Origin of the sequence: Paenibacillus mesophilus, from assembly GCF_005938385.1 — a bacterium.
GTDB lineage: Bacteria > Bacillota > Bacilli > Paenibacillales > NBRC-103111 > Paenibacillus_AB > Paenibacillus_AB mesophilus.
The window spans coordinates 1-24,316 of sequence record NZ_VCRA01000040.1; the positions used below are offsets into that span (position 1 = coordinate 1).

Annotated in this window: 19 protein-coding genes and 1 pseudogene; 4 read left to right on the forward strand and 16 right to left on the reverse strand. The window is 54.2% G+C overall.

The features are described 5' to 3' along the window. Positions 1-229: 229 nt before the first annotated feature. On the reverse strand, positions 230-2,962 hold the full coding sequence (locus tag FE783_RS34105; RefSeq protein ID WP_238403357.1) for a family 78 glycoside hydrolase catalytic domain: 2,733 nt from the start codon (positions 2,960-2,962) through the stop codon (positions 230-232). A 339-nt stretch (positions 2,963-3,301) separates the two neighbouring features. Between FE783_RS34105 and FE783_RS34110 the strand changes: the two genes are divergently transcribed. Beyond that, positions 3,302-3,889, forward strand: coding sequence for a guanylate kinase (locus FE783_RS34110; RefSeq protein ID WP_138883873.1), 588 nt, complete (start codon positions 3,302-3,304; stop codon positions 3,887-3,889). Positions 3,890-3,979: 90 nt separating this feature from the next. Here the strand turns inward: FE783_RS34110 and cls are convergent, their stop codons facing one another. The 3 genes and pseudogenes from cls to FE783_RS34125 form a co-directional block, all read right to left on the reverse strand. Next, complete coding sequence (gene cls / locus FE783_RS34115) at positions 3,980-5,419, reverse strand: cardiolipin synthase (protein WP_138883874.1); 1,440 nt, start codon at positions 5,417-5,419, stop codon at positions 3,980-3,982. Positions 5,420-5,479: 60 nt separating this feature from the next. Further along, positions 5,480-6,577 (reverse strand): AI-2E family transporter, encoded by a 1,098-nt coding sequence (locus FE783_RS34120; RefSeq protein ID WP_158302182.1) that lies wholly within the window; start codon positions 6,575-6,577, stop codon positions 5,480-5,482. Positions 6,578-7,261: 684 nt separating this feature from the next. Continuing rightward, positions 7,262-8,641, reverse strand: a pseudogene (locus tag FE783_RS34125) (FMN-binding glutamate synthase family protein); the annotation flags it as partial. A 234-nt stretch (positions 8,642-8,875) separates the two neighbouring features. Between FE783_RS34125 and FE783_RS34130 the strand changes: the two are divergent. Next, positions 8,876-9,928, forward strand: a complete 1,053-nt coding sequence (locus FE783_RS34130) for a YheC/YheD family protein (protein WP_138883876.1) — start codon at positions 8,876-8,878, stop codon at positions 9,926-9,928. Between the two features lie 64 nt (positions 9,929-9,992). Here the strand turns inward: FE783_RS34130 and FE783_RS34135 are convergent, their stop codons facing one another. From FE783_RS34135 to FE783_RS34160, 6 genes are all read right to left on the reverse strand, one after another. Then, on the reverse strand, positions 9,993-11,402 hold the full coding sequence (locus tag FE783_RS34135; protein WP_138883877.1) for an MFS transporter: 1,410 nt from the start codon (positions 11,400-11,402) through the stop codon (positions 9,993-9,995). Positions 11,403-11,763: 361 nt separating this feature from the next. Continuing rightward, entirely contained in the window at positions 11,764-12,522 is a 759-nt protein-coding gene (locus tag FE783_RS34140) for a DeoR/GlpR family DNA-binding transcription regulator (RefSeq protein WP_138883878.1), read from the reverse strand. A gap of 24 nt (positions 12,523-12,546) precedes the next feature. Next, complete coding sequence (locus FE783_RS34145; RefSeq protein ID WP_138883879.1) at positions 12,547-14,019, reverse strand: rhamnulokinase; 1,473 nt, start codon at positions 14,017-14,019, stop codon at positions 12,547-12,549. 27 nt (positions 14,020-14,046) lie between these two features. Next, positions 14,047-15,309: an L-rhamnose isomerase gene (rhaA, locus tag FE783_RS34150; RefSeq protein WP_138883880.1), complete on the reverse strand. Its 1,263-nt coding sequence runs from the start codon at positions 15,307-15,309 to the stop codon at positions 14,047-14,049. Positions 15,310-15,342: 33 nt separating this feature from the next. Beyond that, positions 15,343-15,717 carry a sensory rhodopsin transducer gene (locus FE783_RS34155; RefSeq protein ID WP_138883881.1) on the reverse strand — a complete coding sequence of 125 codons (375 nt, stop codon included), beginning with the start codon at positions 15,715-15,717 and terminating at the stop codon, positions 15,343-15,345. 16 nt (positions 15,718-15,733) lie between these two features. Beyond that, positions 15,734-17,803: a bifunctional aldolase/short-chain dehydrogenase gene (locus tag FE783_RS34160; protein ID WP_138883882.1), complete on the reverse strand. Its 2,070-nt coding sequence runs from the start codon at positions 17,801-17,803 to the stop codon at positions 15,734-15,736. A 481-nt stretch (positions 17,804-18,284) separates the two neighbouring features. Between FE783_RS34160 and FE783_RS34165 the strand changes: the two genes are divergently transcribed. Together FE783_RS34165 and FE783_RS34170 are read left to right on the forward strand one after the other, a co-directional pair. Continuing rightward, positions 18,285-19,115: a hypothetical protein gene (locus tag FE783_RS34165; protein ID WP_138883883.1), complete on the forward strand. Its 831-nt coding sequence runs from the start codon at positions 18,285-18,287 to the stop codon at positions 19,113-19,115. 12 nt (positions 19,116-19,127) lie between these two features. Continuing rightward, the gene (locus FE783_RS34170; RefSeq protein ID WP_138883884.1) at positions 19,128-19,397 is read left to right on the forward strand and encodes a CD3324 family protein; all 270 of its coding nucleotides are present in this window, start codon (positions 19,128-19,130) and stop codon (positions 19,395-19,397) included. A 325-nt stretch (positions 19,398-19,722) separates the two neighbouring features. Here FE783_RS34170 and FE783_RS34175 read toward each other — a convergent pair whose 3' ends face one another. The 6 genes from FE783_RS34175 to FE783_RS37775 all read right to left on the reverse strand — a co-directional run bounded on the left by FE783_RS34175 (position 19,723) and on the right by FE783_RS37775 (position 24,277). After that, positions 19,723-20,310, reverse strand: a complete 588-nt coding sequence (locus FE783_RS34175) for a hypothetical protein (protein ID WP_138883885.1) — start codon at positions 20,308-20,310, stop codon at positions 19,723-19,725. Positions 20,311-20,495: 185 nt separating this feature from the next. Beyond that, on the reverse strand, positions 20,496-21,371 hold the full coding sequence (locus FE783_RS34180) for a pepsin/retropepsin-like aspartic protease family protein (RefSeq protein WP_138883886.1): 876 nt from the start codon (positions 21,369-21,371) through the stop codon (positions 20,496-20,498). A gap of 158 nt (positions 21,372-21,529) precedes the next feature. Beyond that, entirely contained in the window at positions 21,530-21,808 is a 279-nt protein-coding gene (locus FE783_RS34185; protein ID WP_138883887.1) for a hypothetical protein, read from the reverse strand. Between the two features lie 44 nt (positions 21,809-21,852). After that, positions 21,853-22,995, reverse strand: a complete 1,143-nt coding sequence (locus tag FE783_RS34190; RefSeq protein WP_138883888.1) for an NAD(P)-binding domain-containing protein — start codon at positions 22,993-22,995, stop codon at positions 21,853-21,855. A gap of 16 nt (positions 22,996-23,011) precedes the next feature. After that, complete coding sequence (gene nfsA / locus FE783_RS34195) at positions 23,012-23,749, reverse strand: oxygen-insensitive NADPH nitroreductase (RefSeq protein WP_138883889.1); 738 nt, start codon at positions 23,747-23,749, stop codon at positions 23,012-23,014. Between the two features lie 366 nt (positions 23,750-24,115). After that, positions 24,116-24,277 carry a hypothetical protein gene (locus FE783_RS37775; protein WP_158302183.1) on the reverse strand — a complete coding sequence of 54 codons (162 nt, stop codon included), beginning with the start codon at positions 24,275-24,277 and terminating at the stop codon, positions 24,116-24,118. Positions 24,278-24,316: the final 39 nt, after the last annotated feature.

A 24,316-nucleotide genomic window follows, 5' to 3' on the forward strand; every position in this document is an offset into this window, starting at 1 on the left:
GTGACTGATTCGTTCGATCTCTTCCGGACTCATTTTCATCAGTGGTCCCCTTTTCCATTTGAACTCGGTTACCCATTATTAACCAAGTTTTCTACGTTTGAAAAGGGGGGACCTAAGTAGTAACAATAGAGTTCAGTAATAGTGAAGTTTGATTCGTTCAAGCTGCAAAGAGCTTAAGATTCTTATATTTCGGCAAAAAACCGCCCGAAGGCGGTTTTTCGCTACCTGCTTATATTCCAACACCCGCAAACTCAAATTCGAACTCGTACCGGCCCGACGCCAAATCCAATTCGACCGTATCCCCGTTCCATCGGCAGCCGGACACCCCATCCACGCCCGGTGTGAAGCTCCCCTGCTCCCAGACCGGCTGTCCCGACTCCGTAATGCGCGTACGCTCCCGCTCGGCTTCATGACGGACGACCAATCGTCCTTTCGCCCCGTGCGGAATCACCAATACGAAACACCAGCTTCTGTTCCCGGACGCTTGCCGGCGCTCCCAGCGGGCAAATACTTCTCCCCGGACGGTCGGCACGGAAGCTTCGGCATAGTCCAAATCGTCGGGCATGTACGGACGTACTTCCACTTCGCCGAACCCCGGCGACACGGAGCGTATGCCGGCTACGAACTCCTGCAGCAAACGGAGCGGATAACCGTTCCACGCATGACAGTGCGAATCCCGGTCGTCCCATCCTTCCCACAACGTCTTCGCGCCTTGACGGATCATATATCCCCAGCCCGGATACTGCTCGCGGGCGATTAGCCTATAGGCCGCCTCATCCTTGCCCCCTTCGAACAACGCCCGGAGCAGCGGCAGCGACAGCACGACCCGGCTGTCCCACGACATGGCCGCAACCGCTTCTAGCGCAGTCATCCGCGCTTGCTCGGGGAATAGTCCGGCATGGAGCGCAAGTCCGTTAACCCCTTGATGATGCTGCTCCGACTCGTATCCGTCCCGGAACAGACCCGCCTCCCGATCGTACAAAACGTCCACGATCGCTTCCCTTAGCCGGTTCTCCGTAAGCGCGTAAGCGTCGGCTTCATCTTTTTTGCCGAGCAACGACGCGGCTCTGGACATGACGGCAACCGCTTGTGCCAGCTTTATATTTTCCACGGTCAAATATTTCGCCTTGCGCAGAACCGTCGAATACGGCCAGTCGCTAATATGCCAAGGCTGGTCCGCCGGAACAAGCCCGGTTTCCGCATCGAGCCGGCTTATGAAATGATCGGCCATCCGTTTCGCCGTACCGTAATTCCGTTCCAGCAGCCGCTCATCCCCGTAAGTCCAGTAAATTTTCCACATTAACGTGCAGAAGTGCAAGTCCCATTCGGGAATTTGCAGCCTGAAGTCGCGATGCCCATAATTGGTCGGGTATACGAAAGGAAACGTTCCGTTCTCCAATTGCCCGTCGCCAAAATCGGCGAGTGTCTTGGCAAGCACGTGGTTTGCATCGAAATTGTACAGCAGCGTCTCGGCTTGCAAATCCGTATCGGCCAAATATTGCGCCTGCTCCCGATGCGGGCAGTCAACCGTTTGTCCGAGCGTATTGTTTTTCTGCGTCTGGAGGCACACTTGTGCCATCTCGTTCAGCAGCCCGTTCGAGCAGCGGAACGAACCTCCTCCGGCCATATCGGTATGCGCGGATGCGATCCACAGATTAACGCCCGGAATCAACGGTTCGGGGTAACCGGTAGCCTCCACGAAACGAAACGCTTTATAGGATAAATCCGGCTGCCACGTTTCCGTCCCCGTTCCGCCCGTCGTATAGCGGTCGTAGTAATGCTCGGACTTCTCGTTGCTGACGTTGTGCCTTACGAACCCGTTCTCATCCAAGTCTTCCGCGTAGCGCAGCTGCACCGTCGCACCGGCGATCCCGGCGAGCCTGGCCTTCGGCCAGCCGGATACGATTTTCCCGGCGTCGAATACTTGCCGGAACGTCTGGCTTCCGCTTTCCTGCAGCTCCGTTCCGCGATACGTCTCCACCGGTACGATAAGCTCCTCGACCGCCCCTTCCGGAATTTCCTGCCACACCATTGTCCACCCGTTCATTTGCGAATTCGACAGAACTGCGTGCGGGCATGCGGCGGTATCGAACCCGGCTAGCATCCATTCCGAACCGAGCTTCCGTGCATCCACATCCTCGATCGCCGAAATGCGCCGGTTTTGCTGATACGGCGTTTCGTTCCGGTGACGGGTGTCGGGAATCGACTTCCAGGATGTATCCGTTGTGAAAGTATCTCCCGAACCGTCTATGTAGCGCACTTCCAACTGCAGCCGAAAGCCGGGCAGCCCATTCACATAGTTTTGGCCGTCCCCGCCGAGATAGTGCGCTATCGCAGCGATGCAGCTTGTTCCGGGCTGCAAGAAAGAGGCGACATCGTATGCGGCATAATATTTCCTTCTCCAAGGATTCGTCGGCGCAGGCGTCCCGTACCCTCCGATTTTTACTCCGTTCAAATATACTTGGGCCACATTATGGGCCGATACGTACATGGTGGCTTCGGCAACCGGCTTGCGGATAACAAGTTCGCTGCGGAAATAGGCAAAATCGTTTACACGGACCGTATCGGAGCTCCAGATCCATTCCGCCTTCCACTGCTCCTGACGCAATCCGGTATGAAACCATTCGGGTTCGGACTCTTTGCAAGCCCCCGAACGATCCCAAACCGTCACGCTCCACCAATAAGTTGCGGAGCCCGCAAGCTCGCCCCCTTCATAGTCCGCGTACAGCGCTCCGCTCTCCACTTTGCCGCTGTCCCAAACGTCCGCTTGGTCCTCCCGCAGCTTTTCTCGAACAGTCGCCACCCGTATACGATACGCCTGCGGTTCCAGTCCCCGAACCGGGCTCCCGAGCCGCCAGCCGAATCGGATCGACTTCGTATCGGCTCCCATAGGCTTGATGCTTCCGTTTACTTGCAGTCCTATAATATCGAAGCTATCTCGTATTTCGGCTCCCCCAGTCATGTTATCCACTTCTTCATCCCCTCGCTATTTACCGTATTGCTGCCATCATATACTAGCTGTTGTTCCGCGGAAAACGGTCCGTCGTACCCAGATTGGGGGGTGATTGCATCCTCCTCGCATTCGAAAACAGAATTTTCAAACAACGGAGGAAAATCGGTGCAAATGGCGAATACTGTACATAATCGTCATAATGGAGTCTGTCGATTAAGGCGCGATCAAAAAAATAATAGACCAATTCGATTGTCCAATGTAGCATAGTGACGCGAAATTTCGTTCAAATTGAATCAGCGGTTTTTTTGATCGCGCCTAACGGAAAAGAAACAAAAGGAGGCGACTGCGATGTACGAACTGAAGGACAAAGAACTGATTTTCGTCTTTACGGGACCGACCGGAGCGGGGCGTAAAACGATCGCCGAAATGGCTGGCGCTACGATCCAGATGAAGCAGGTGCTCTCCTGTACGACCCGGGAGCCTAGAGCTAATGAAGCGGACGGCCGGGACTACCATTTTATCGGAGAAGATGAATTTCAAGAAGCCTCGCGCAACGCCGAATTTGTGGAATCGGTGGAAATCGACGGTGTCCATTACGGAATCCGCAGCGCCGACGTCGAATCGGGATTGCGGGAGTACGGCTGCATTTATCTCGTTTTGAACCGATACGGCGCCGAGATATTGAAGCAGCTATACGGAGAGAAAGTCAAACGATTCTTCATATACGCGAGCCCGGATACGATCGTAAGCCGGTTGGCGGAACGAGGCGATTCCCAAGACCGGATCGACCGCTATTTATCCCATTACAGCGAAGAGATGGAATACCGCGGCGAATGCGAGCACGCTTACGAGAACGTGGATTCGTCCCATACGATCTACGATGTGGCCAAGGAGCTGGAACGTTATTTGCAGCGCGGGCTGCTGGATCTGGACTAAAACAAACAGCTCCCCAAGGACAGGTCCCCCAAGGACAAGAGACTGCTCCACCCGGTTCTCCGGAGGGCAGTCTCTTTTACGATAACGGGATTATAATATCGGCGAAAGCAGACGGGCGCACGATTCGAGAAAACGTTTGAATAAAGGGCGCTTCCGGTAATTTTCCTCGGTCAACAGCTCGCTGTTCCGCTGATCGTCCGTAAAAATGTGCTGCAGTCTGGTGGCGGTCGCGGTATCGTACAGCACCGCATTGACCTCGAAGTTCAGCTTGAAGCTGCGCAGATCGATATTCGCCGTCCCGACGGACGCGACCCGGCCGTCCACGACAATCGTTTTGGCATGCAAAAATCCTTTGCCGTATAAGTAACACTTGACGCCTACCGACAGCAGCTCGCCCAGATACGATGTCGACGCCCAATAAACGAGCGGATGGTCGGGCTTGCCGGGCAGCATGATGCGCACGTCGACCCCCGACAAGGCGGCCATTTTCAAAGCCGTCATCAAGCTTTCGTCGGGCACGAAATAGGGCGATTGAATCCATACGCTCTGCTTCGCGGCATGAATCATTTTAATGTACGCCTTCTTGATTTGCTCCTTCTCGTTGTTCGGTCCGCTCGAGACGATTTGCATTCCGACTTTGCCCGGATGGGTAGCCGCCGGAAAATAGGGGGTCACGTCTCCGATCTTGTTGTCCGAGGACAAGTTCCAGTCGAGCACGAACAGCATCTGCATTTGGAACACCGCGCCGCCGCGCACTCTCAGGTGCGTATCCCGCCAATCCCCGAACCGTTTGTCGAGTCCGAGATATTCGTCGCCGACGTTGAGACCCCCGATGTAGCCGGTAGTTCCGTCGATAATCGCCAGCTTGCGGTGATTCCGGTAGTTCAGCCGAAAATTCAAATACGGGATCTTCGATGGAAAAAACGCCGCCGTCTTGCCTCCCGCCTCTGTCAATGGGAGAAAAAAACGTCTCGTCAGCCCCGAGCTGCCGATCTGATCGTACAAAAAGCGGACGCGGACGCCTTCTCTCGCTTTGGCGGCCAGCGCTTCCACCAGCCTTGCGCCGAGCCCGTCGTTTTTGACGATGTAGTAGACAAGGTGGATATGATGCTTCGCTTCCCCGATCGCGCGGAGCAGCGACTCGAATTTGCTGTTGCCGTCCGTAAATATTTCAATCTCGTTGTCCTGCGTGTACAAAGCTTGTCCGCTGGCCAAATTCATATAGATCATATCCTGAAAATGTATCATCGTCGGATCGTGGAAATGGATTTGCCGGATGTCCCGCATCTGCCGCTCGACCAGATGCTGAACGAACTCGCGCTGCTCTTCCTTGATTTTGTAAATTTTGCGGCGGCTCAAGTTTTGCCCGAGGAATATATACAGAATAATTCCGATGCCCGGCAAAAAAAACAGCACCATGATCCATGCCCACGTAGCGCCTATGTTTCGTCGTTCCAAAAAAATGACCGTTGCGGCGAACAAAATATTGGTCAAGGAGAGCAGCAAATACAAATTTTGAGTAACTTCCATGTCAGCGCCTCTCCCCATTCCGTCGGTTGTACGGCTTTATTCGGGCCGAGCATCCCGCGATCATCCGTTGTCGGGAGGATTGAACCGCAGCTGAATGAGACCGTAAATATGAACGATGATGATTTTGGCCACCGCATAGACGGGGACGGCCAGCAGCATCCCGATAGGTCCGACGAGACTGCCGACGACAAGGAGCAGGAGTAGAATCGTCAACGGGTGAATTTCCAGCTGCTTGCCCATAATTTGCGGCGAGATGAGATTGCCTTCGATCTGCTGGGCGATAACCGCCACGATCACGACTTTGAGCACCATAAACGGCGAATCGACCAGCGCGACCAGTATAGCCGGCACAGCCGCGAGGAAAGCGCCGACGTACGGGATGACGTTCGTAATCATGGCAGCCAGCGCGAGCAGGAACGCATAGTCGACGCCGATGATCAAATACCCGACCAGACAGAGCACTCCTACTACGAACGCTACGATGATTTGTCCGCGCAAATAGAGGCTGACCGTTTCGTCCATTTTGGTCAAAATGTTTTTAATTTCTTTTTTGCGGGTCGCGGGCAGCAGCTTCAAAATACCGTCGCGGATTTTGTCCCCGTCGCGCAGCAAATAAAACAAGATGAAAGGTACGGTTACGATCAATAAAAAGACGTTCGCCACAAAACCGATAACCGTTTTGAAATTGGAGCTGAGCAGGTTCAAACCGACGACCAGGTAGTCGGAAACTTTCGCGGACAATTGGTTGAAGTCGACATTGAAGCTGTCGATAAATCGGTTGAACAGCTCGCTCTCGGCGAACTCCTGGCCTTTGGCGACTATGGACTGAAGCAGCGCCGGCAAGCTGTTGATCAGCTCCGTAAACTGCCGCTGCAGAACCGGTGCGACAAATATGACGATAATCGTCACGAGCAGGGCGAAGCCCAAATAGATGATCAAGATAGCCAGCGACTTCGGAACCCGCTTGGCGACCAGCAAATTGACGAGCGGCCGGAACAAATAAAACAGTACGCCGGATATGAGAATAGGCGCGAACAGCGTCTGCACGAGCACTTTGAGCGGATAAAAAACGAAGCTGATCTTCACACCGACCCAAATAATTAGAAAGACGAGAAGGATGCCGAACCCGATCCGGAAAAATTTGTTTTGAGGCACCATGTCACACCAACCATTTCCCATAATATGGACCGATAACCTGCGTTGGTCTCATTATATCAGGTAAGCGGCGTCGATGACAGCACCGTTTCTCGGGGCGTATCCTGTCGATTTCCACCGTTATTCCTTCAGCTTTTTCGGTTTTATCATTACCCGTTTCCGTTTTCTGGGCCGTGCGGCTTCCGCCTTCTCGTCGTCCGAAGACGCTTCGGCGCTGTCCGGCTGATCGCCGCTGATCTGCTGGCCGCCGCTGATCGGCTGACCGCCGCTGCTCTGCTGGCCTCCGCTGCTCTGCTGGCCTCCGCTGCTCTGCTGGCCTCCGCTGCTCTGCTGGCCTCCGCTGCTTTGCTGGCCTCCGCTGCTCTGCTGGCCTCCGCTGCTCTGCTGGCCTCCGCTGCTTTGCTGGCCTCCGCTGCTCTGCTGGCCTCCGCTTCCCTGCTGGCTGCCGCTTCCCTGCTGGCTGCCGCTTCCTTGCTGGCCTTCGCTTCCCTGCTGGCTGCTACTGTTTCCGCTCGCCTGATCTTGTTTTTGATTCGCCGCATTCCCGCTTTTATATCGCTGCTCGTTCCCTACGCTTTGTGCGGCGTCCGTCTTAGCCGTCACGACCGCTTTCGACGAAGCCGGATTTCTGGCTCCGATCTCCGCGGCAGGGCTTCCGTCTTTACCGGGCGCATACGGGACAGTAACCAGCCGAACCCCGGTCACTTTGCTCGTCCATTCATCCATCGCGACCAAATCGCCGGGATTCACTTCCGTCAGCTTCGTTTTGCCGAGTGCGCGGATGGCCAGCTTCATTTCTTCGGTCATCGAAATAAAAAAGTTCTCCAAATAAGTCGCCGCGTCGTCTTCGTCAAACTGGTCCGTGCTTTTGCCCGGATAGAAAGCAAGCTCCGTAGGCGGCTCCCAAGGAAGCGTCTTCGCTACCTGATCGTGCGTCATCGCCCACAGGATCGCGGTGCCCATATAGACGGCGTCCGCTCCGAGCGCGAGCGCTTTAAGGCATTGACCGGGCGTCGAATATCCACCTCCCGTCAGAAGCGTGATTTGATCCTTGACGCCGCGCTCTTCCAAATACCGGATCGCTCTAGGCAATGCGAACGCAGTCGGCAAGCCGAAGTCGTCCTCGAGGATTGGGGCGCCTCCCTTCGTTCCCGCCTGCCCGCCGTCGATGCTGATGAAATCGACTCCGGCTTGAATGATGATTTCGAGATCCTCCTCGAAATGGCCGCTGGCGCATATTTTGACGCCGATCGGTACGCCTCCGGTCAGCTGCCGCAAATGGTCGACAAGCTTCCGCAAATCGTCCCCTTGATTGATTTCTTCATGCCTTGCCGGGATGACGACAAAATCCTCGTTCTGCATACCGATAATCTCGCTGGCACGGCCCTGGATGAACTCGGAAGGGATAATGCTCGCGGTGCCCGCCGTCGCCCCTTGGCCCAGATGAATCTCGATCGCGTCGGCCTGCTTTAGCACCTTCGGGTCTCGCGACCAAGGGCCCGAGCTGTACTGCCAAATGTAATGCTTGGCAAGAGCTCTATCCTCGGGCAGAAAGCCCCCTTCACCTGAGTTGGTGGAGGTGCCCACAGCGGCTGTCGCACGGGCGATCGCTCTTTTGACTTGTTCGGTGACGCCGATCCCGTAGCCCATCGCCCCGGCCATAAGCGGAATATCCAGCTTCAGCGGTCTTTTCGCCCGCGGCCCGATCGTGACCGACATGTCGATTTCCACGCCCTCCTTCGTCGGAAGGGCCGCCAGCTGGGCGGCAGAGAACTGCAGCCCGTCATAATTCAAAAACTTGCGCGGGCTGCCGAACGGTCTTTCGATGATTCCGCCGGTCGCCGCGCGCAAACTGTTCTCGACGACGACAATCGGGTTGATTCGCGTCATCGCGGTAACCATTTCCCATATATTTTCGGAATACCGGTCGGACATCAGCCTTTTGACGAACCTTCCGATCACATGCTGCATAAGCGGTCTCGCAAATAAAAGTCCGATTAACCCCGCCAGCATGACGGCAACGAACGAGCCTGCAAAAGTGCCAACCAAAAACCAAAATCCGTTCATTCTCATACAAAACTCCTCGAATTGGTTATAGTTTCACCGCGCCGGAGCCGGAACGGCGTTGTGGGTAATTTTACAAATATAGCTTTCCCAGAATCGGTGAAAAAACAAAAGAAAAAACAGACGTTCCGCGTAACGGATACAAGCCTGTTTTGCACGGATTTCCGCTTGTGCCTATGCGGAGAAAGTAGGCTCAACATATGGTGTTGGTATGAGCTTCTCGAAAGGAGTCGAGCGATGAGCGCAGTAGGAATTTTAGTCGACGCCAAAGTGTTCCGCAACATTACGAGCGGAAAAACCGGCAACGAGCATATTCGTCTATATAATAAAGCTTCGGCCAAAAACGGACTGACTCCCGTCTACTTATGTCTTGCCCGGATCCATCCGTCCAAAGGATACGCCTTCGGCTACAAATACTCCGGGAGCAAATACAGCTATGTAAAAATCGCGATTCCGAAAGTGATCCATAACAGGACGATGCCGACCTCCTCGCGCGACCGATCGCGTATGGAGCTGCTAAGACGGCGCAGCTTCGTATACAATTCGCGTAACCGTTATCTCAAATACCGGATACACCGGATGCTCGCCGGCAAATTCTCCTCGCATCTTCCCGTTACTTCCGGTTACTCGAGGTCGGGCTTGAACGGAATGATGGACCGGTACGACAGTCTGTATGTGAAACCGCAGAGCAGCAGCATCGGCAGAGGGATCATGAAACTGTCTCGGGCTGGCAGCGGCAAATGGAAAGTCCAACTGCCGGGCGGCACGACAGTCACCGCAAGAAAAACCGCCATTCAGGCGGTTGACCGCATCGCGCGGCGGAAACCTTATCTTATCCAAAGAACGATCCCGCTCGCGCAATATAGAGGAAGGCCTTACGATATCCGAGTGTCCGTACAACGAGGGAGCGGCGGGCATTGGCAGGTAACGGGCATGGTTGGGAAAGTCGCCCGAAAAGGCAGTCACGTTACGAACGTAGCGCGGGGAGGATCGGTTAAACGGTGTGAACCGCTATTCGGCAGCGGTGCGATGAATCCGTCGAAAGTAGCCGGCTCCGTTAAAGCATTGTCCCTTAACATCACCCGTTATTTGGGCAAACGTCTGGACCGTCTGGCGGACGTCGGCTTGGATATCGGCGTCACATCGGCCGGCAAGCCGTATTTTATCGAATTGAACTGCCGCGACCAGCGATACAGCTTTAAGAAGGCGAAAATGACAGACACGTTTTATCAGACATACGCCAATCCGATTTCTTATGCGAAATATTTGCTTCGAAAATCGGGCAAATAGGCACAAGCAGAAAAGCCCGCAGACCGTCATGCGACGTCGGCAGGCTTTCTATTTTTACTCCGGCCTATCTGGACATTTTTCCGCTCACGGGTGCCGCATTGGCTGGAGCGGCGACAGAAGCGGTTGAACGGAACTGTGCAAAATAAACGATCCCCACCGCGATAATCAGCACCGCGAGAAAGACGAGAATGTTGCTGTACAACAGCGCCTCTCCCGGCGGGAACGGATTCAACCGGAACGATGTGGTGCCCGAGTCGAGCGACTTGCCGATCAGCGTTGTCGCCGTAGCTCCCGCGATGAAGTTGAGCATCGCATAAAGCCCCATTCCGACGCCGGTCTGTTCCTTCGATAACGTTCGCGATATCGTATTCGACATCGCGATCTGGATGAACGATTGGCCCACCGTTCCGAAGATCATAAACCCGGCGATCCAGAGTGGCGACATACCTACGACGGATGACAACATGATAAAGCATAACAAAATCATGGCGGCCGCAATCGCGAATAGACGGGGGTTGCCCTTCTCATCGGCCAGCTTGCCGCCAATGCGACCCAAAAGTGCGGCGCATATCGCCGAAGGAAACAAAACGAACCCTACAGCAAGCGGAGACAAATGATTCAACTGCGCCAAAAATTGCGGAGCCATAAACGGGATGCCGAAATTGAGTCCGGTCAGCACGAAGGCGATGCCGAGCCCGAGCGTATACGATTTGTTGCGGAAGATGGCCGGCTGTACGAACGGCTCGGCGGCGTTCCGTATGCGAAACGCGAACAAAATGAACAGCAGAGCGCCTAGTCCGCACAGCAGCAAGCTTCCTTGCGTAATCGCGAGCAGCAGCGAAGCGACGGTACCGGCGAGCGTCAATCCGCCGACGAAATCGATTTTACGCGCGGTTCCCGTCTCGTCGTCCAAATATTTGCGGAAGAAGGGAAGCACGAATATCGCCAGAATCGACAAAGCGAACAAGTAGCGCCAGCTGACCAGTCCGGAGACGATTCCCGATACGATCGGACCTAGCGCTGCGCCTAGCGACAAGCCGACTGCGGTCGTTCCGAGCGCCCTGCCTCTTTTCTCCGGCGCGAAATATCGGACCGGCACGATCATAGCGGTGGCCGGTATGACGGAGGCGCCCGCCGCTTGAAACAATCGGCCCGCGATCACCATCCAGAATTCGGAAGCGGACAATCCGATGATCGAGCCGAGAGCGAACGCGATCAGCCCATAGGTGAGCAAATCTTTCAGCTTGTACTTGTCGGCCAGCTTGCCGAACGTAACCGAACCGATCGCATAGACGATCATGTAGCCGGTCAGCATCCAGCTCACTTGCGAAGGCGTAAGGCCGAATTCCGCCCGGATAACCGGCAAGGCCACATTGAACATCGAAGCGTTCATTACGGAAATGATCAACGTAAATACGAGTACGCGCAGCAGCTTATTCGCCTGCTGCTCTCGCGATATAGCGGACTTCTCCATCTTCTCGCCCTTCTTTCCGCCTCTATTTGATGTTAAACTGCGTCGCAACATTTAATACTTAATATATATTTATGTATAGATATTATTATGGTCAATCGTTCCCCAATTGTCAATCCCAATCGGAAAGTCGGGGGCGAACAAAAGACCGGCAAATATCGCCTATTTGGAGCAAACCACCTGCATTTTTGCACGTAGACAGGCACACGATCGATCCCCAAAGACAATGAAACCCGCAGCGACATCGGCAACCACGACGAAAAAAACCGGCATTGCGACACTTGATCGCTACGCCGGTTTTATTATTGAAAAATCAACAATCATATTCGGTCCCGCCTTGCATAAGGCCGCTCACAATCACAATTTACACGGTCGTAACGGAAATGCCGAGCTCACCCAACCGCTCCAACGTTCCGCCATCCAGCCGACGGTCGCTTACAATCGTATCCACCTGTTGCAAAGCCGCCACTTGCGTAAACGCCTGCACGCCGAATTTGCTCGAATCGGCCAGCAGGATGACGCGATCGGCCATGCCGATCATTTTCTGCTTCAACCGCGCCTGAAGCTCGTTCGACTCGCTGATGCCCCGCTCCAAGTGAACCCCTTTGCATGACAAGAACACTTTATCGACGTGATAGGCATCCAGCGAGCGCTCCGCCAAAGGTCCGACGAATGACAACGAGCGGGAGGCCAGTATGCCTCCGGTCGAAATCACCTCGATCTTCTCCTTGCCGGCGAGCTCGGTCGCCACCTTGATCGAATTCGTAAGCACGGTCAACGGAATGTCCGGCAAATTAGCAGCCACATACCATGCGGTCGTGCTTGCGTCCAGCAAAATCCGTTCCTTCGGCGAGATCAGCTTGACCGCCTCCTGGGCGATTCGCCGCTTCTCTTCCGCATGGGTCACTTCCCGCTCGAAATAAGGGATTTCCGGCTGCTGCTCCTTGACGCTGACCGCACCTCCGTGAGAACGGCGCAGCCGTCCGGCCTGCTCCAGCCGGTCCAGATCGCGCCGGATCGTTTCTTCGGTCACGTCGCACAATTCGCTCAGCTCGGATACCCGGATGCTGCCCCGCTCGCTCACCAGCTGCACAATTTTCTCGTACCGTTCCGCGACCAGCATACGCTCCCTCTTTCCCAATCGTAGTTAATCGAGTCCCGCCATCGACCGGAACCGTCCGTACGCGTCTTCCCACGCCTCGCGATCCGCCGGTTCGTAGACGGTTACCGGGAACGACTCCCGGATGACCGAACGCGCCTCCCATATGTCGGCAAATTCCCCCTGGGCGATCCATTGGACTGCCAAATTCCCGATCGCGCTTCCTTCAGCCGGGCCGGCCCATACGGGCTTGCCGATCGCATTCGCCGCCCATTGGCAGAGCAGCGAGTTCTGAATGCCGCCTCCGACCATATGCAGGCCGTTAAACCGCCGGCCGGACAGACGCTCGGTCAATTCAAGCACATAGCGGTATTTTAACGCCAAACTTTCCAAAATACAACGTACGACCGCACCCGGCTGTTCGGGCGGCTTCTGTCCGGTTTCCCGGCAATATTGCAAGATTCGCGACGGCATGTCGCCCGGATGCAGAAACCGCTGATCGTCCGGGTCGATCCACGCCGCGAAGGCGGGCGCCCGTTCGGCAAGAGCGATCAATTCCGGGAACGAGTAAGAAGCGCCGTTCCGCTCCCACTCCCGTTTCGTCTCCTGCAAAATCCACAAACCCATAATATTTTTCAGCAGCCGGTAAGTCCCTTCGACGCCGCCTTCGTTCGTAAAGTTGAGCCCGAGCGCCAGCTCGTTCATAACCGGCCGTTCCACTTCCGTCCCCATCAGCGACCAAGTGCCGCAGCTTAAATAGGCGAACGAACGCTCCACGGCCGGAACCGCGGCCACGGCCGATCCCGTGTCGTGCTCCGCGACGGCAGTGACCGGAATCGAATCGATGCCGAGCTCCGCGGCAACCGACGGAAGCAGCTGTCCGGCAGCCGTACCCGGCTGGACGACACGCCCGAACAGTTCGGGACGGATTCCGATTTTCCCGAGCAGCTCCGAATCCCAGCCGTCCTTCAACGGGTTGTACAATTGCGTCGTCGTCGCATTGGAAAATTCGTTCATTTTCTCCCCGGTCAGGAAATACCGAAGCAAATCGGGAATCATCAGAAACTGCTCCGCCTCGCGCAGTAGCGGATTGTTCGCCCGCTTCATCGCGGCCAGCTGGTAGATCGTATTGAACGGCAAAAACTGAATGCCGGTTCTTTCGAAGATGAAGCTTTGCGGCATGTCGGCGAACAGCGCCTCCATCATCCCGTCCGTCTGGGAATCCCGGTAATGGTACGAGTTGCCAAGCAGCTCCCCGTTCTTTCCGAGAAGACCGAAATCGACGGCCCACGAATCGATGGCCATGCTTTGCAGCGCGATGCCCCGATGCTTCGCTTTAAGCAGCGCCTGCTTCATCTCGTGCAATAACCGGAGAATGTCCCAATGCAGCCGTCCGCCGACTTGCACCGGGTCGTTCGGGAAACGATGAAGCTCCTCCGTCTCGATCGTTCGACCGTTCAACCGGCCGAGCAGCGCCCTGCCGCTGCTCGCGCCCAGATCGTATGCGAGAATGCTCGCCACTTGGCATCACCCTGCTTGATTCAATATTTATACGCCGCGTTGGGACAAAACTTCCCGCTCGTAGGCTTTTACTTCCGCTAACCACTCTTCCCGGACGGGAACGCCGGTTTTCTCGCAGTAATAATCCCATACCGCTCCGAAAGGATACGTTTTGAACTCTTCGGTCAAAGCAAGGCGGGTCGTATAATCGCCTTCCAACTCCGCTTGTCTGATCGCTTCCACCGGTACGAGCATCGCTCTCATCAGCGCTTTGATCGTATTGCGCGTTCCGATGACCCATGCGGCGACACGGTTGATGCTTGCGTCGAAGAAATCGAGCCCGATATGCGTTTTGCCGAGCAGGCCTCCCTGCACCAGCTCTTTGCCGATTTCGAGCAGTTCGTCGTCCAGCGTGACTACATGGTCGCTGTCCCACCGCATCGGGCGGCTTACATGCAGCAGAATACCGTCCGCGAACAGCGAGAGCGACGATAGTTTACCCGAAATCGTCTCGGTCGGATGAAAATGGCCGGCGTCCAGACAAATCAGCTTGTTGTTTTGCAGGCCGTAGCCCATATAAAATTCGTGCGAACCGACGACGTACGCTTCCGAGCCGAGGCCGAACAGCTTGCTCTCGACCGCGTCCAGGTTATGGGCCGGATTGAGCTCTTCCGCGAACACTTCGTCCAAGGCGCTCTTGAGCCGCTGTCTCGGAGCGAGCCGGTCTGCGGGGACGTCCTTGAATCCGTCGGGAATCCAGACGTTCGTTACGCAAGTTTGGCCGAGCTGCTCGCCGAAGTAAGCGCCTATTTTACGCGATGCTTTGCAGTGGTCGATCCAAAATTGCCGGATATCCGGGTCCGGGTGGCTCAGCGTAAACCCGTCCTTCGATAGCTCGTGCGAGAAGCAGGTCGGATTGAAATCGAGACCGAGCCCCTGTTCCTTCGCCCACGCTACCCATTTCTCGAAATGCTTCGGCTCGATCCGATTCAGCTCGACCTTTTCTTCCGTGTCCGCATAAATCGCGTGAAGGTTCACTTTGTGCTTCCCCGGGATCAAGGAGAACGCCTTCTCCAGATCGGAGCGCAGCTCCTCGGGCGTCCGCGCCGCTCCCGGATAATTGCCGGTTACCGAGATGCCCCCGGTCAAGTCTTGATCGCGGTTCAGAAACCCGCGCACGTCGTCTCCCTGCCAGCAATGCATCGATATTTTGATTTTCGCCACATTCTCGAGCACCGCATCGACATCGATTCCGTGTTTGGCATACAGCTGCTTGGCGTCCTCATAGCTTCTTTCGATAGTTGACCGCATTCGCTTGACTCCTTCCGGATAAGCCCGTATTCGTTATGATTGGACCGGGTAGGCGACGACCGACATGAGCGCATTCGCCGCTTGCGTGGCGTCCAGCCTGCTGTACTGGACGATGACCGGGATATCGCTGCGCACTTCGATCGCATAAGGGACTCCGACCGGTATCGGCACCCCGTCCTTCGCGAGCGAGCTCGTCCGGATATGATTGGTCCGCCTTCCGGGTACGATCACGAAAATGTCCTCCAGCGGATCCCTGTCTTCGAAAAAAATCGTTATCATAAGCTGAGCGTCCTCGGACGAGCAGTTCAGCACGCAAATCGATTCGTGGCTGGTCAGTTCCCCGCTGCTTTTCTCCGGAATGTAGCCGTCCGGAATAATCCAATGCGTTGCTCCTGCACCTTTGTGCATACTTTTTTCACCCCTGTTATCGAGTAAATGCCGCCGGTACGCCGCCGTCGATCGTCAGCATGCAGCCGGTCGTTTTGTCCGATTTGGAAGAAGCGAAGAAGGCGATCCCTTCGGCGATATCTTTCGGGAAAATGTTCACGAGCAGCGTCGTCCGCTTCCGGTAATACTCCTCCAGCTGATCCGGCTCGATCCCGTAAGCGGCCGCCCGCTCGTTGCGCCAGTTGGAATTCCAGATCGCGGAGCCCTGCAATATCGCATCCGGCAAAATCGTGTTGACGCGAATCCCGAATTCGCCGCCCTCGGCCGCGATGCACCGGGCCAGATGGGCTTCCAGCGCCTTGGCCGCGCTGTAGGCGGAAGCGTTCTTGCCCGCATAGACGGCGTTCTTCGAGGCGATGAACACCATGTTGCCGCCGACACCCTGCTCCTTCATAAGCTTGAACGCTTCGCGGGCTACCAGAAAGTAGCCGGTCCCGAGCACGTTCATATTCAAGTTCCATTCCTTGAGCGACGTTTCGTCGAACGGGCTGGACGTGGCGAGGCCCGCGTTGTTGACGATAATATCCACGCCGCCGTACGTCAGCGCCGTATCCGCATACGCCGCGATGATTTCCTCTTCCTTCGTTACGTCCATTTTAACCGCAATCGCCCGGTTCTCGCCGTATTTTTCATTAATATCGGCGGCTACCTTCTGCGCGCCTTCCAGATTGAGATCAGCGAGTACCAGGTGCGCCCCTTCCGACGCGAGCCTGCGCGCCGTTTCGCTGCCGATGCCGCCCGCTCCCCCGGTAATGAACGCCACCTTGCGGGAAAACTCGGCTTCGGCCGGAGCCAGCGTCAATTTATACAGCTCGAGCGGCCAATATTCCACGTTGTACGATTCGTTCTCCGTCAGCGAGACGAACTGTCCGAGAGCCGTAGCTCCGCGCATAACCGCAATCGCGCGATGGTACAGAGCTCCGCTCACCTTCGACATCGCCCAGCTTTTGCCGGTGTTGATCATCCCTACGCCCGGGATCAAGATGACGCGCGGCGCCGCTTCGAACATGACGTCGCCGTCGTTCCGGTTCCGCTCGAAATACGCCTTGTACTGCTCCTTGTAGACGGCAACCGCTTCCTTCAGCTTCGCTTTAAGCCCTTCGACGTCGTTCGCGTCAGGCGTCCAATCTACGAATAGCGGAACGACTTTCGTATGCACGAGATGGTCCGGACAAGCCGCGCCGATCTGGGAAAGTGCGGCGGAATCCCGTCCCCCAACGAATTGCAGCACATCGGCCTCGTCGTCGAACGAGAGAATCATCTTCTTCGCATCGCTGACCGCTCCGCGAATGGTCGGCATCACCTTGGCCGCGATCTCGCGGCGCACTTCCGCGGCGAGCGCCTCATGCTTCACGCCGCCGAACAGCTTCGACTCCTCGACGCGCGCTTCGATATATGCTTCCGCTTCGCTGATGATCGCGATCGTCTTCGCGTAACTCTCCTCGGACGTTTCCCCCCACGTCACGAGTCCGTGCTTCTCCATCAGCACAAGCTCGGCTTTCGGGTTGGCGAGTACGCCTTCGGCGATCATTTTGGATAAGGTGAAGCCTGGCCTTACGTAAGGAACCCACACGAATCGGTCGCCGAATATTTCACGCGCCACCGTTTTGCCGTTATCCGCGCAGCATAGGCTGATGATCGCATCCGGATGCGTATGGTCGACGTGCTTGAACGGCAGGAATGCATGCAGCAGCGTCTCGATCGAGGCGCGCGGATGTTTGGCATCGATCATGCAATGCGCCAAATAGGCGACCATCTCCTCGTCGCTCATCACCTCGCGCTCGAACAACGGCCGAATGTCGTCCATCCGCAGGCCGGTGAAATTTCCGGCCTTCATCGTGGCCAAGTCCGAGCCGCTGCCCTTCACATACATCACTTCCACATCACGTCCGCGGAAATCCTGCACGGTTACTTTGCTCGAGGTGTTCCCGCCGCCCCAATTGCATACCCGGCGATCCGTGCCGATCAGATTGGAACGGTACACGAGCTCATCGAGTCCTCCTTGCAGCTGCGATGCCTTCGTACTGTCCCACAAACTTTGTACCATGGTGTCTCCTCCGTTTGTTTTTGTTTTCGTTTGATTTCACTATATCATCTTTGTTTATTTTTGAATATATATTTTTCAAAAGAAAACAAAGAAAAGTCGAGAAGGAAATCGGACTATTCAAAAAGTTATGCGACGGACTCGTATCGCCAAGTCGGCGCCAAAAAAGTCCGAACCCTTGTCAAGTCCGGACTGCTTATCCAAAATACCTATTCCACACCCTTGTCCAATCACAAGCCGGAGGCCGATCATTCCGACAAAGGGTTATGCTTTCCTGTATATTTCTGGTTGACTTTTTTTATAAAAAACATCGATATTTTATCTGATATAGTTTCAATACATAATATGGATATCAATATTAAAGGGGATGATTGGATTGGTCCAGATTAGAACTGTCAAGGAAAACGATAATTTTGACGCGATATATGATCTTATAAATGACACTCTTCAACGATACTCTGGTGATCTTAGGGGCTCATACGGTGTGAAGGGAGAACAATTAAAAAAACAATATTGTTATCCAAATTTATCAAATATGGCTTTTATTGCTGTTGAGGACGATACGATTGTTGCTTTCATGGGAGTTATCTCCTCGAAGGTAACAACGAATGGTCACATTGAATGCGGATTTTTGGTTGGTTACGAAAGTAAACTTGATGAACTCTTAATCAAGTGTGTTGCTTTTGCTCGAGAAAGAGGTGGCCATAAAATCTATAAATTTACTTCCACAAAGTTCGGTCAAGTAAGAAATAAGGAAATTGCACTATGGGAAAGACTAGGGTTTACTTCCGATGAATATGCATTAATCACTACGACACTAGATTTAAGAAAATGGAAAGAATCTGAAGACTTTGATGCATCAGGAATAGAATCGGCCATAGAGTTGGACTATGATAACATTTTACGAATTTTCATCGAAGATGGGGAACATGAAATGGCTGAATTGTTCCAAAATCAATACTCTCCAACCAAAAATCCTGATCGAGTCGTACTCACTCTTAGAGATAAAGCAACCAATGAAATTGCTGGTATCGCTTATTACAGGGTTGTCCTGTGCAATAAGGGTACAAAAAATGAGTTCTTCGATGCATCTGCGTTCGGACTCCATATCAGACCCGAATTTCTTTTGAATCGTCATGAAATAAGAAGGTTCCTGCAAGGTTCCCTAATATCGATGAAACAATTAAATTTATATCATGTTATTACCAGAATCACGTTGAAAAATTTTCGTGTGTTCGCCGCTATGGTTACCGAGGGATTTCATAATGAACATTTAGAAAGTGCTAATGTACTCCGTCTTTATAGAAATATATAAAGGAATATATATATGGGGAAATATGTGAACGCCAAAGACGTATTGCCGGAGAATTTAATCAAAGAAATTCAAAAATATGTAAAAGGACAGCATATTTACATTCCACAAACGGAACGTCAAAATTGGGGAACCTCAACTGGAATTCGGAATGAAATGGAACAACGAAATGAGGAAATATCGAGACAATACCATGGAGGATTAACTATAGCGGAACTGACTAAATTATACAATTTAAGTGAAGAACGAATAAGAAGTATAATATACGATAGACTGAGTGACTAGGTTATGGTTGGGGCGCTGTCGATTAAAGTCAGCGCCTTTTCTGCGTTACCATCAAGCTGATTATAAGAGTCCTGAAATAAAGGACTACTTTGTTTCGGAAGCATAAGTTTGCCACAGTAAGTGGTAAGCATAAGCTTATACAATATGGGCTGATCGCGTAGATATGCTCCTTGAGGTGTGTGGGTACCAAGCCGACTATATCGGCAAGGGAGTGGGAAGGGATTTGGTTTCCTAATACCTGGGATTGTCGTATCGCAAATCGGCAAAAAAAGTCCGAACCCTTGTCAAGGTCCGGACTGCATATCCATATCTCTTATTTGCCAGCCTATCCTGCCGCCGAATCCGCCTGCAATGTCTCGTATTTCGTCTCCAACAAGCCGACGGCCTGCTGCTCCAGCCTTTTCACCGACTGCAAAACTCCGATGGATCGCTCCGCTTGGGCGGGCTGATTCGGCTCGCCTTCGGTCGGGAAAGGAAACATATCGCGCAGTACCAGCAGCTCCTCGGCCATATTCCGATACAAGCCCGAAGCTTCCCGGCTTAAGCTGCGAATACGTTCGTCCGCCACGGAATCGCCCTGCCAAGTATCGGCCAATTCGGCCAGAAACGCCGATGCATAATGGCGGGCGTCCTGCACGACCGCGACGTTGTACGCATTCCCGTTCGGTTCGATCTGCGCTCCCCGGAACGCCTCGATCCATGTATCGTAAGCGTTCAAGCCGTATACGATTCGTGGTCCGCAAACCTCCTCGCCGCGATAGTGAGCCAAAATCATCTGCAATGCCCCGGTCAAGCCTTCCCGCGCACCGATCGCTATCGGCGCATCCAGTGCGAGAACGAACAAGTCTTCCAAAATTCCGCGCCCCACATGGTCGTACGGTAGCGCATCGTCCCGGCCGCACTCGATCGCCATAAGCTTCCGCTCTTCCGGCTCCCCGGCAAATTGTCGTTCAAGCGTAAAACACCTCGCGAATATGTTGTTGACCTGCTGTAATGACTCGGAAAGGATTGGATTTCTGACAGCGAGACCAAATAAATTTTTCAGCTAGATCATTCGATGGTAATAGACGCGGTTCCACAAACTTCATGCTGCCATCATCACCGCTCGAACAAAGCCAGACCGTTCGGATAATCGACCGTAACCCGAAAGTATTGCAGAACACTGCCGCCAAGAGCGCCTTCCACCCTGCGATCCATCAAGTCGGATATGAATCGGTGGAAATTGTGGTCCGGTCTGAACGTGAACCAAACCGGTCCCACCGTGTATCCCGCGATCGTCACTTCAGGCACTTCGATGATCGGAAGCCCTGTGCTCTGCTCGGCTTTGTCGATTACGCGCCAATGCGGATTACGCTTCATCCATCTCCTGAACACGGATTCGGTAATAAAGCACGTCCCTCTCTGTCTGCCCCCGTTATCGTTCAACTCCGCCAGACCTTGATCCGAAACGTTTAGCGTCGCTCCCGTATCAAACAGAAAATCGATAACCTCTCCGTCGATAACCGCCTGTATGCGCGGGAAGCTGTTGTTCCGCTTACCGTCGCCGTCCTCTTGGAAGTTTAGACGGACGCAGCGCTCTTTTTGCTCCAGAAGCGACTTTCCCCCCGCACCGTGATAGATCAATGTTCCGGCAAAGTAGTCGAACGTCCAAACCCGATCGGCAAACCAGGCTTGACCGAGTATCCCGTAACCGCGGTTCATAATAATACAAGCTCCGGGCTTGCCTCCGATGATTAAAGGCGGGATCCATGCATCTTCGCGATAATTCGGCAACTCTGCCATGTCGTATCGCGCATCCCCTACGGTTCCTTCAAAAGTGGTAAGTCTTGCTCTGCTAACGGCCTCCGGCGTCAATACACAGCCGCCGCCCGTATCCGCAAGCATGTATAGAGTCGATCCATTCTCGGCGATCGGTTTGACGATGAACCGATTATGTACGAAATCCGCCGGCAGCGCGACGCTTCCATTCTCCACCAAGCATGCTCCTTTCCTTACCTATAAATGTAAAAGATGTAACTTATTAGACTCCTTCCAACTGGAAAAAGTTTCATAAGCTTCATCGCGGCGCTCCGATTCCCGTCAACACAAAAACACCTCCTGCTCGCAAGAGGTGTCTTCGCAGTCGTGCCGGCTTAATCCTCGTAATCAGCCAAGCCGTTATCGATCAAATATTTCATCTCCGCATCCAAAATCGCCTCGACCTTCAGCTCGCTCAGCTTCACATCGGACTGCCCCAGCACATAATCGACGACTTCGTCGCTATCGATCTCTACATCCTTACCGGCGTTTTTTTGCAGCTTGTCCATATAAGCTTGCTCGTGCTTCAACACGATCCGGATACTTTTCTCGTCCGTTTTCGTAAGGTTAGCTATGTATTGCACCAATTCCTGTTCGTTCAATGTTTGGCTCAACGGTTGTCATCCCCCAGTCATAATCGTAGTGCCATTGTACCACATTACGACGGGGTTTTCTCGGTTGAAGCATCTTCCCGGCTCCCGATATGCTCCATAATCCCATGGCACGTCTTATGCAGCCCGGCGATGAAACGGAAAGCCGGTCCGTGGCTGTAAGATGCCAAAGGCCCGGCGAAATAAAGACCTTGCAGGCCGCTTTCGAAGCAGGCGCCAAGCTTCGGGAACCGTTCCCCGCCCTCAACCTCCCTGGGGATACCGCGAGACAGCTCCGGAGAGAGAAAAGGGACGCGGTCCAGATCGATCCGATACCCTGTAGCCGCGATCAAATGGTCCACGATGCGGACTTCCCCGTTCGTAAGGCGGAGTCGCAGCTTGCCGTCCGCTGCAGCCTCGGCGTATTCGATCGAGACATTTCCGGTTTCGCGAACGTTTCCTTCCACATACGGCCGCAGAAAGTGTGCGATGCTCCCCGGGGGCTGAGACCGTCTCTCCCGCTTCTTCTCGACAGGCAAATCGTAGAAGGCGCTCGCCAGCTCGACGAGCTCCTTCCCCGTCGTGACCGCCTCCCGGTAGTTCGGAGTTTCGCGCCTGTAGAGCAGCTCCGTATCGGCTCCCTCCTTATAAAGCAAGGCAGCCGCTTCCCAAGCGCTTTGTCCGCTGCCGAGAACCGCCACGCGTTTACCCGAGAACGACCGGAAATCGCTGTATCCGAATGTATGCGAAACTAACTCCGGCGGGATTCCGGCCAATACTTCCGGCACGTGGGCGTAATGCTGCAGGCCGGTTGCCACGATCGCATTACGGGCGAGGAACAAATTCCCTTCGTCAGTAGAGGCGGCGTATCCACCGGCAGTCGGCTCCAGACGCGTGACCGATTCCACTGTAAATTCCACACCGGTTTTGATGGCAAACCAAAACGCATAGTCGACGAATACCGGGCGGGGCAGCGGAATGGTCAACTCCGCTCCGGTTTCCTCGCAGTACCGCTCCAGCGTATAGCGTCCATGAGCGTCGGACAATCGGATCGAATCCGGATACGTGCGTATGAACATCGATTGCGGCATTTGGCGCTTCCAGAAATGCATCGGCAGTCCGAGCAGCACGTAACTCAATCCCCTGGCTTTCGCGTGGGCGGCCAGCGATATGCCGTACGGACCGGCGCCGATTATGATCAGATCCAGCATGTCCCTCTCCCCGTTTCTACTCCAAGTCGAAGCCCTTCTCCCTTAAAAAGGCGCGCATATGGTCTCTTTTGCGCACACGGAGACGATTCGCCATCTCTTTCGAATACGTCGTATCGCGATTGCCGCCCGCGCGTGTCAGCGTATATTGCCGCAGCTCCCCATTGTACCGTTCGATTCCTTCCGCAAATGAATCGGAGGTATACCGTTCCCGGTGCAGTACCGTTTCCACCGGCAGCCGCGGCCGGCTCGTCGGATCCTGGTCGGGATAACCGACGCACATGCCGAACACCGGATACACGTACTTCGGGAGCTCGAGCAGCCTCGATACGTCCGCCGGATTGTCGCGGATTCCGCCGATATAGACGATGCCCATCCCGAGCGATTCCGCCGCGATGGCGGCATTTTGCGCGGCGAGAGCGGTATCGACCGTGGCGATAATGAAAATTTCCGTCGAATTCGGCACGCGGCTTTCTTCTACAAGCGAAGCGGCATAATGAATCCGGTTCAGATCGGCGCACCAGACGAGAAATACCGGACATTCCTCGATATATGCCTGATTGGCCGCATATCGCGCAAGCGAGCGTTTCTTTTCCCGGTCGGTCACGGCAATGACGCTGTATGCCTGCACATTGCTTGATGTAGATGCCGCCTGGGCCGATTGGACGATCGCAAGCAGCTGCTCCTCGCCGATCGGGTCCGGCTTGAATCGGCGGATGGAACGGTGCTGCTTCAACTGTTCGATAATCGCGTTCATTCGGGTAAGTCCCCCTCGTTAGTAGTAAGAAAAGCAAAAAACCGGCGACACAACGCGAGGTCGGTCACCGGTTTTCCGGAAGATAATATTTACTAAACCTATATTATTACTTTGAATTAAATATTATCATCAGTCTCTCCCTCTGTCAACGCGGTAATTCGGAATTGGGCGCCATCTAGAACAAATCCCCCAGAAGTGAAGCTGTCCTCCGAAGCCGATTCCGATTACTTCTGGGGGAGCCCCCGTTATCCACAGAAATTAGCTTCGCATAATTTCCTGTGCAACGAAAGAGCAGCCGCGCCGCATACCCGGCTGCCCTCTTTCCTAGCCATCGTTACAGTAGTCCATTGCAGCACATACGCCGATCTATTTCATAACGGCTCCCGGCTGGCTGGTCAGCCCTTTTTTCCTATTCTCGACCCATTGACTCATGGAATAGAGCCCTTTGTAGTTCTGTTTGACAAACTGAATCATCCGTTCCCTGTTCTCCGCTTCCTTGACGAGCTTCGTTTTCACTGCCGTTTGCATCTTTTACTCACTCCACAACCGTTTTATTCGCGCACAACA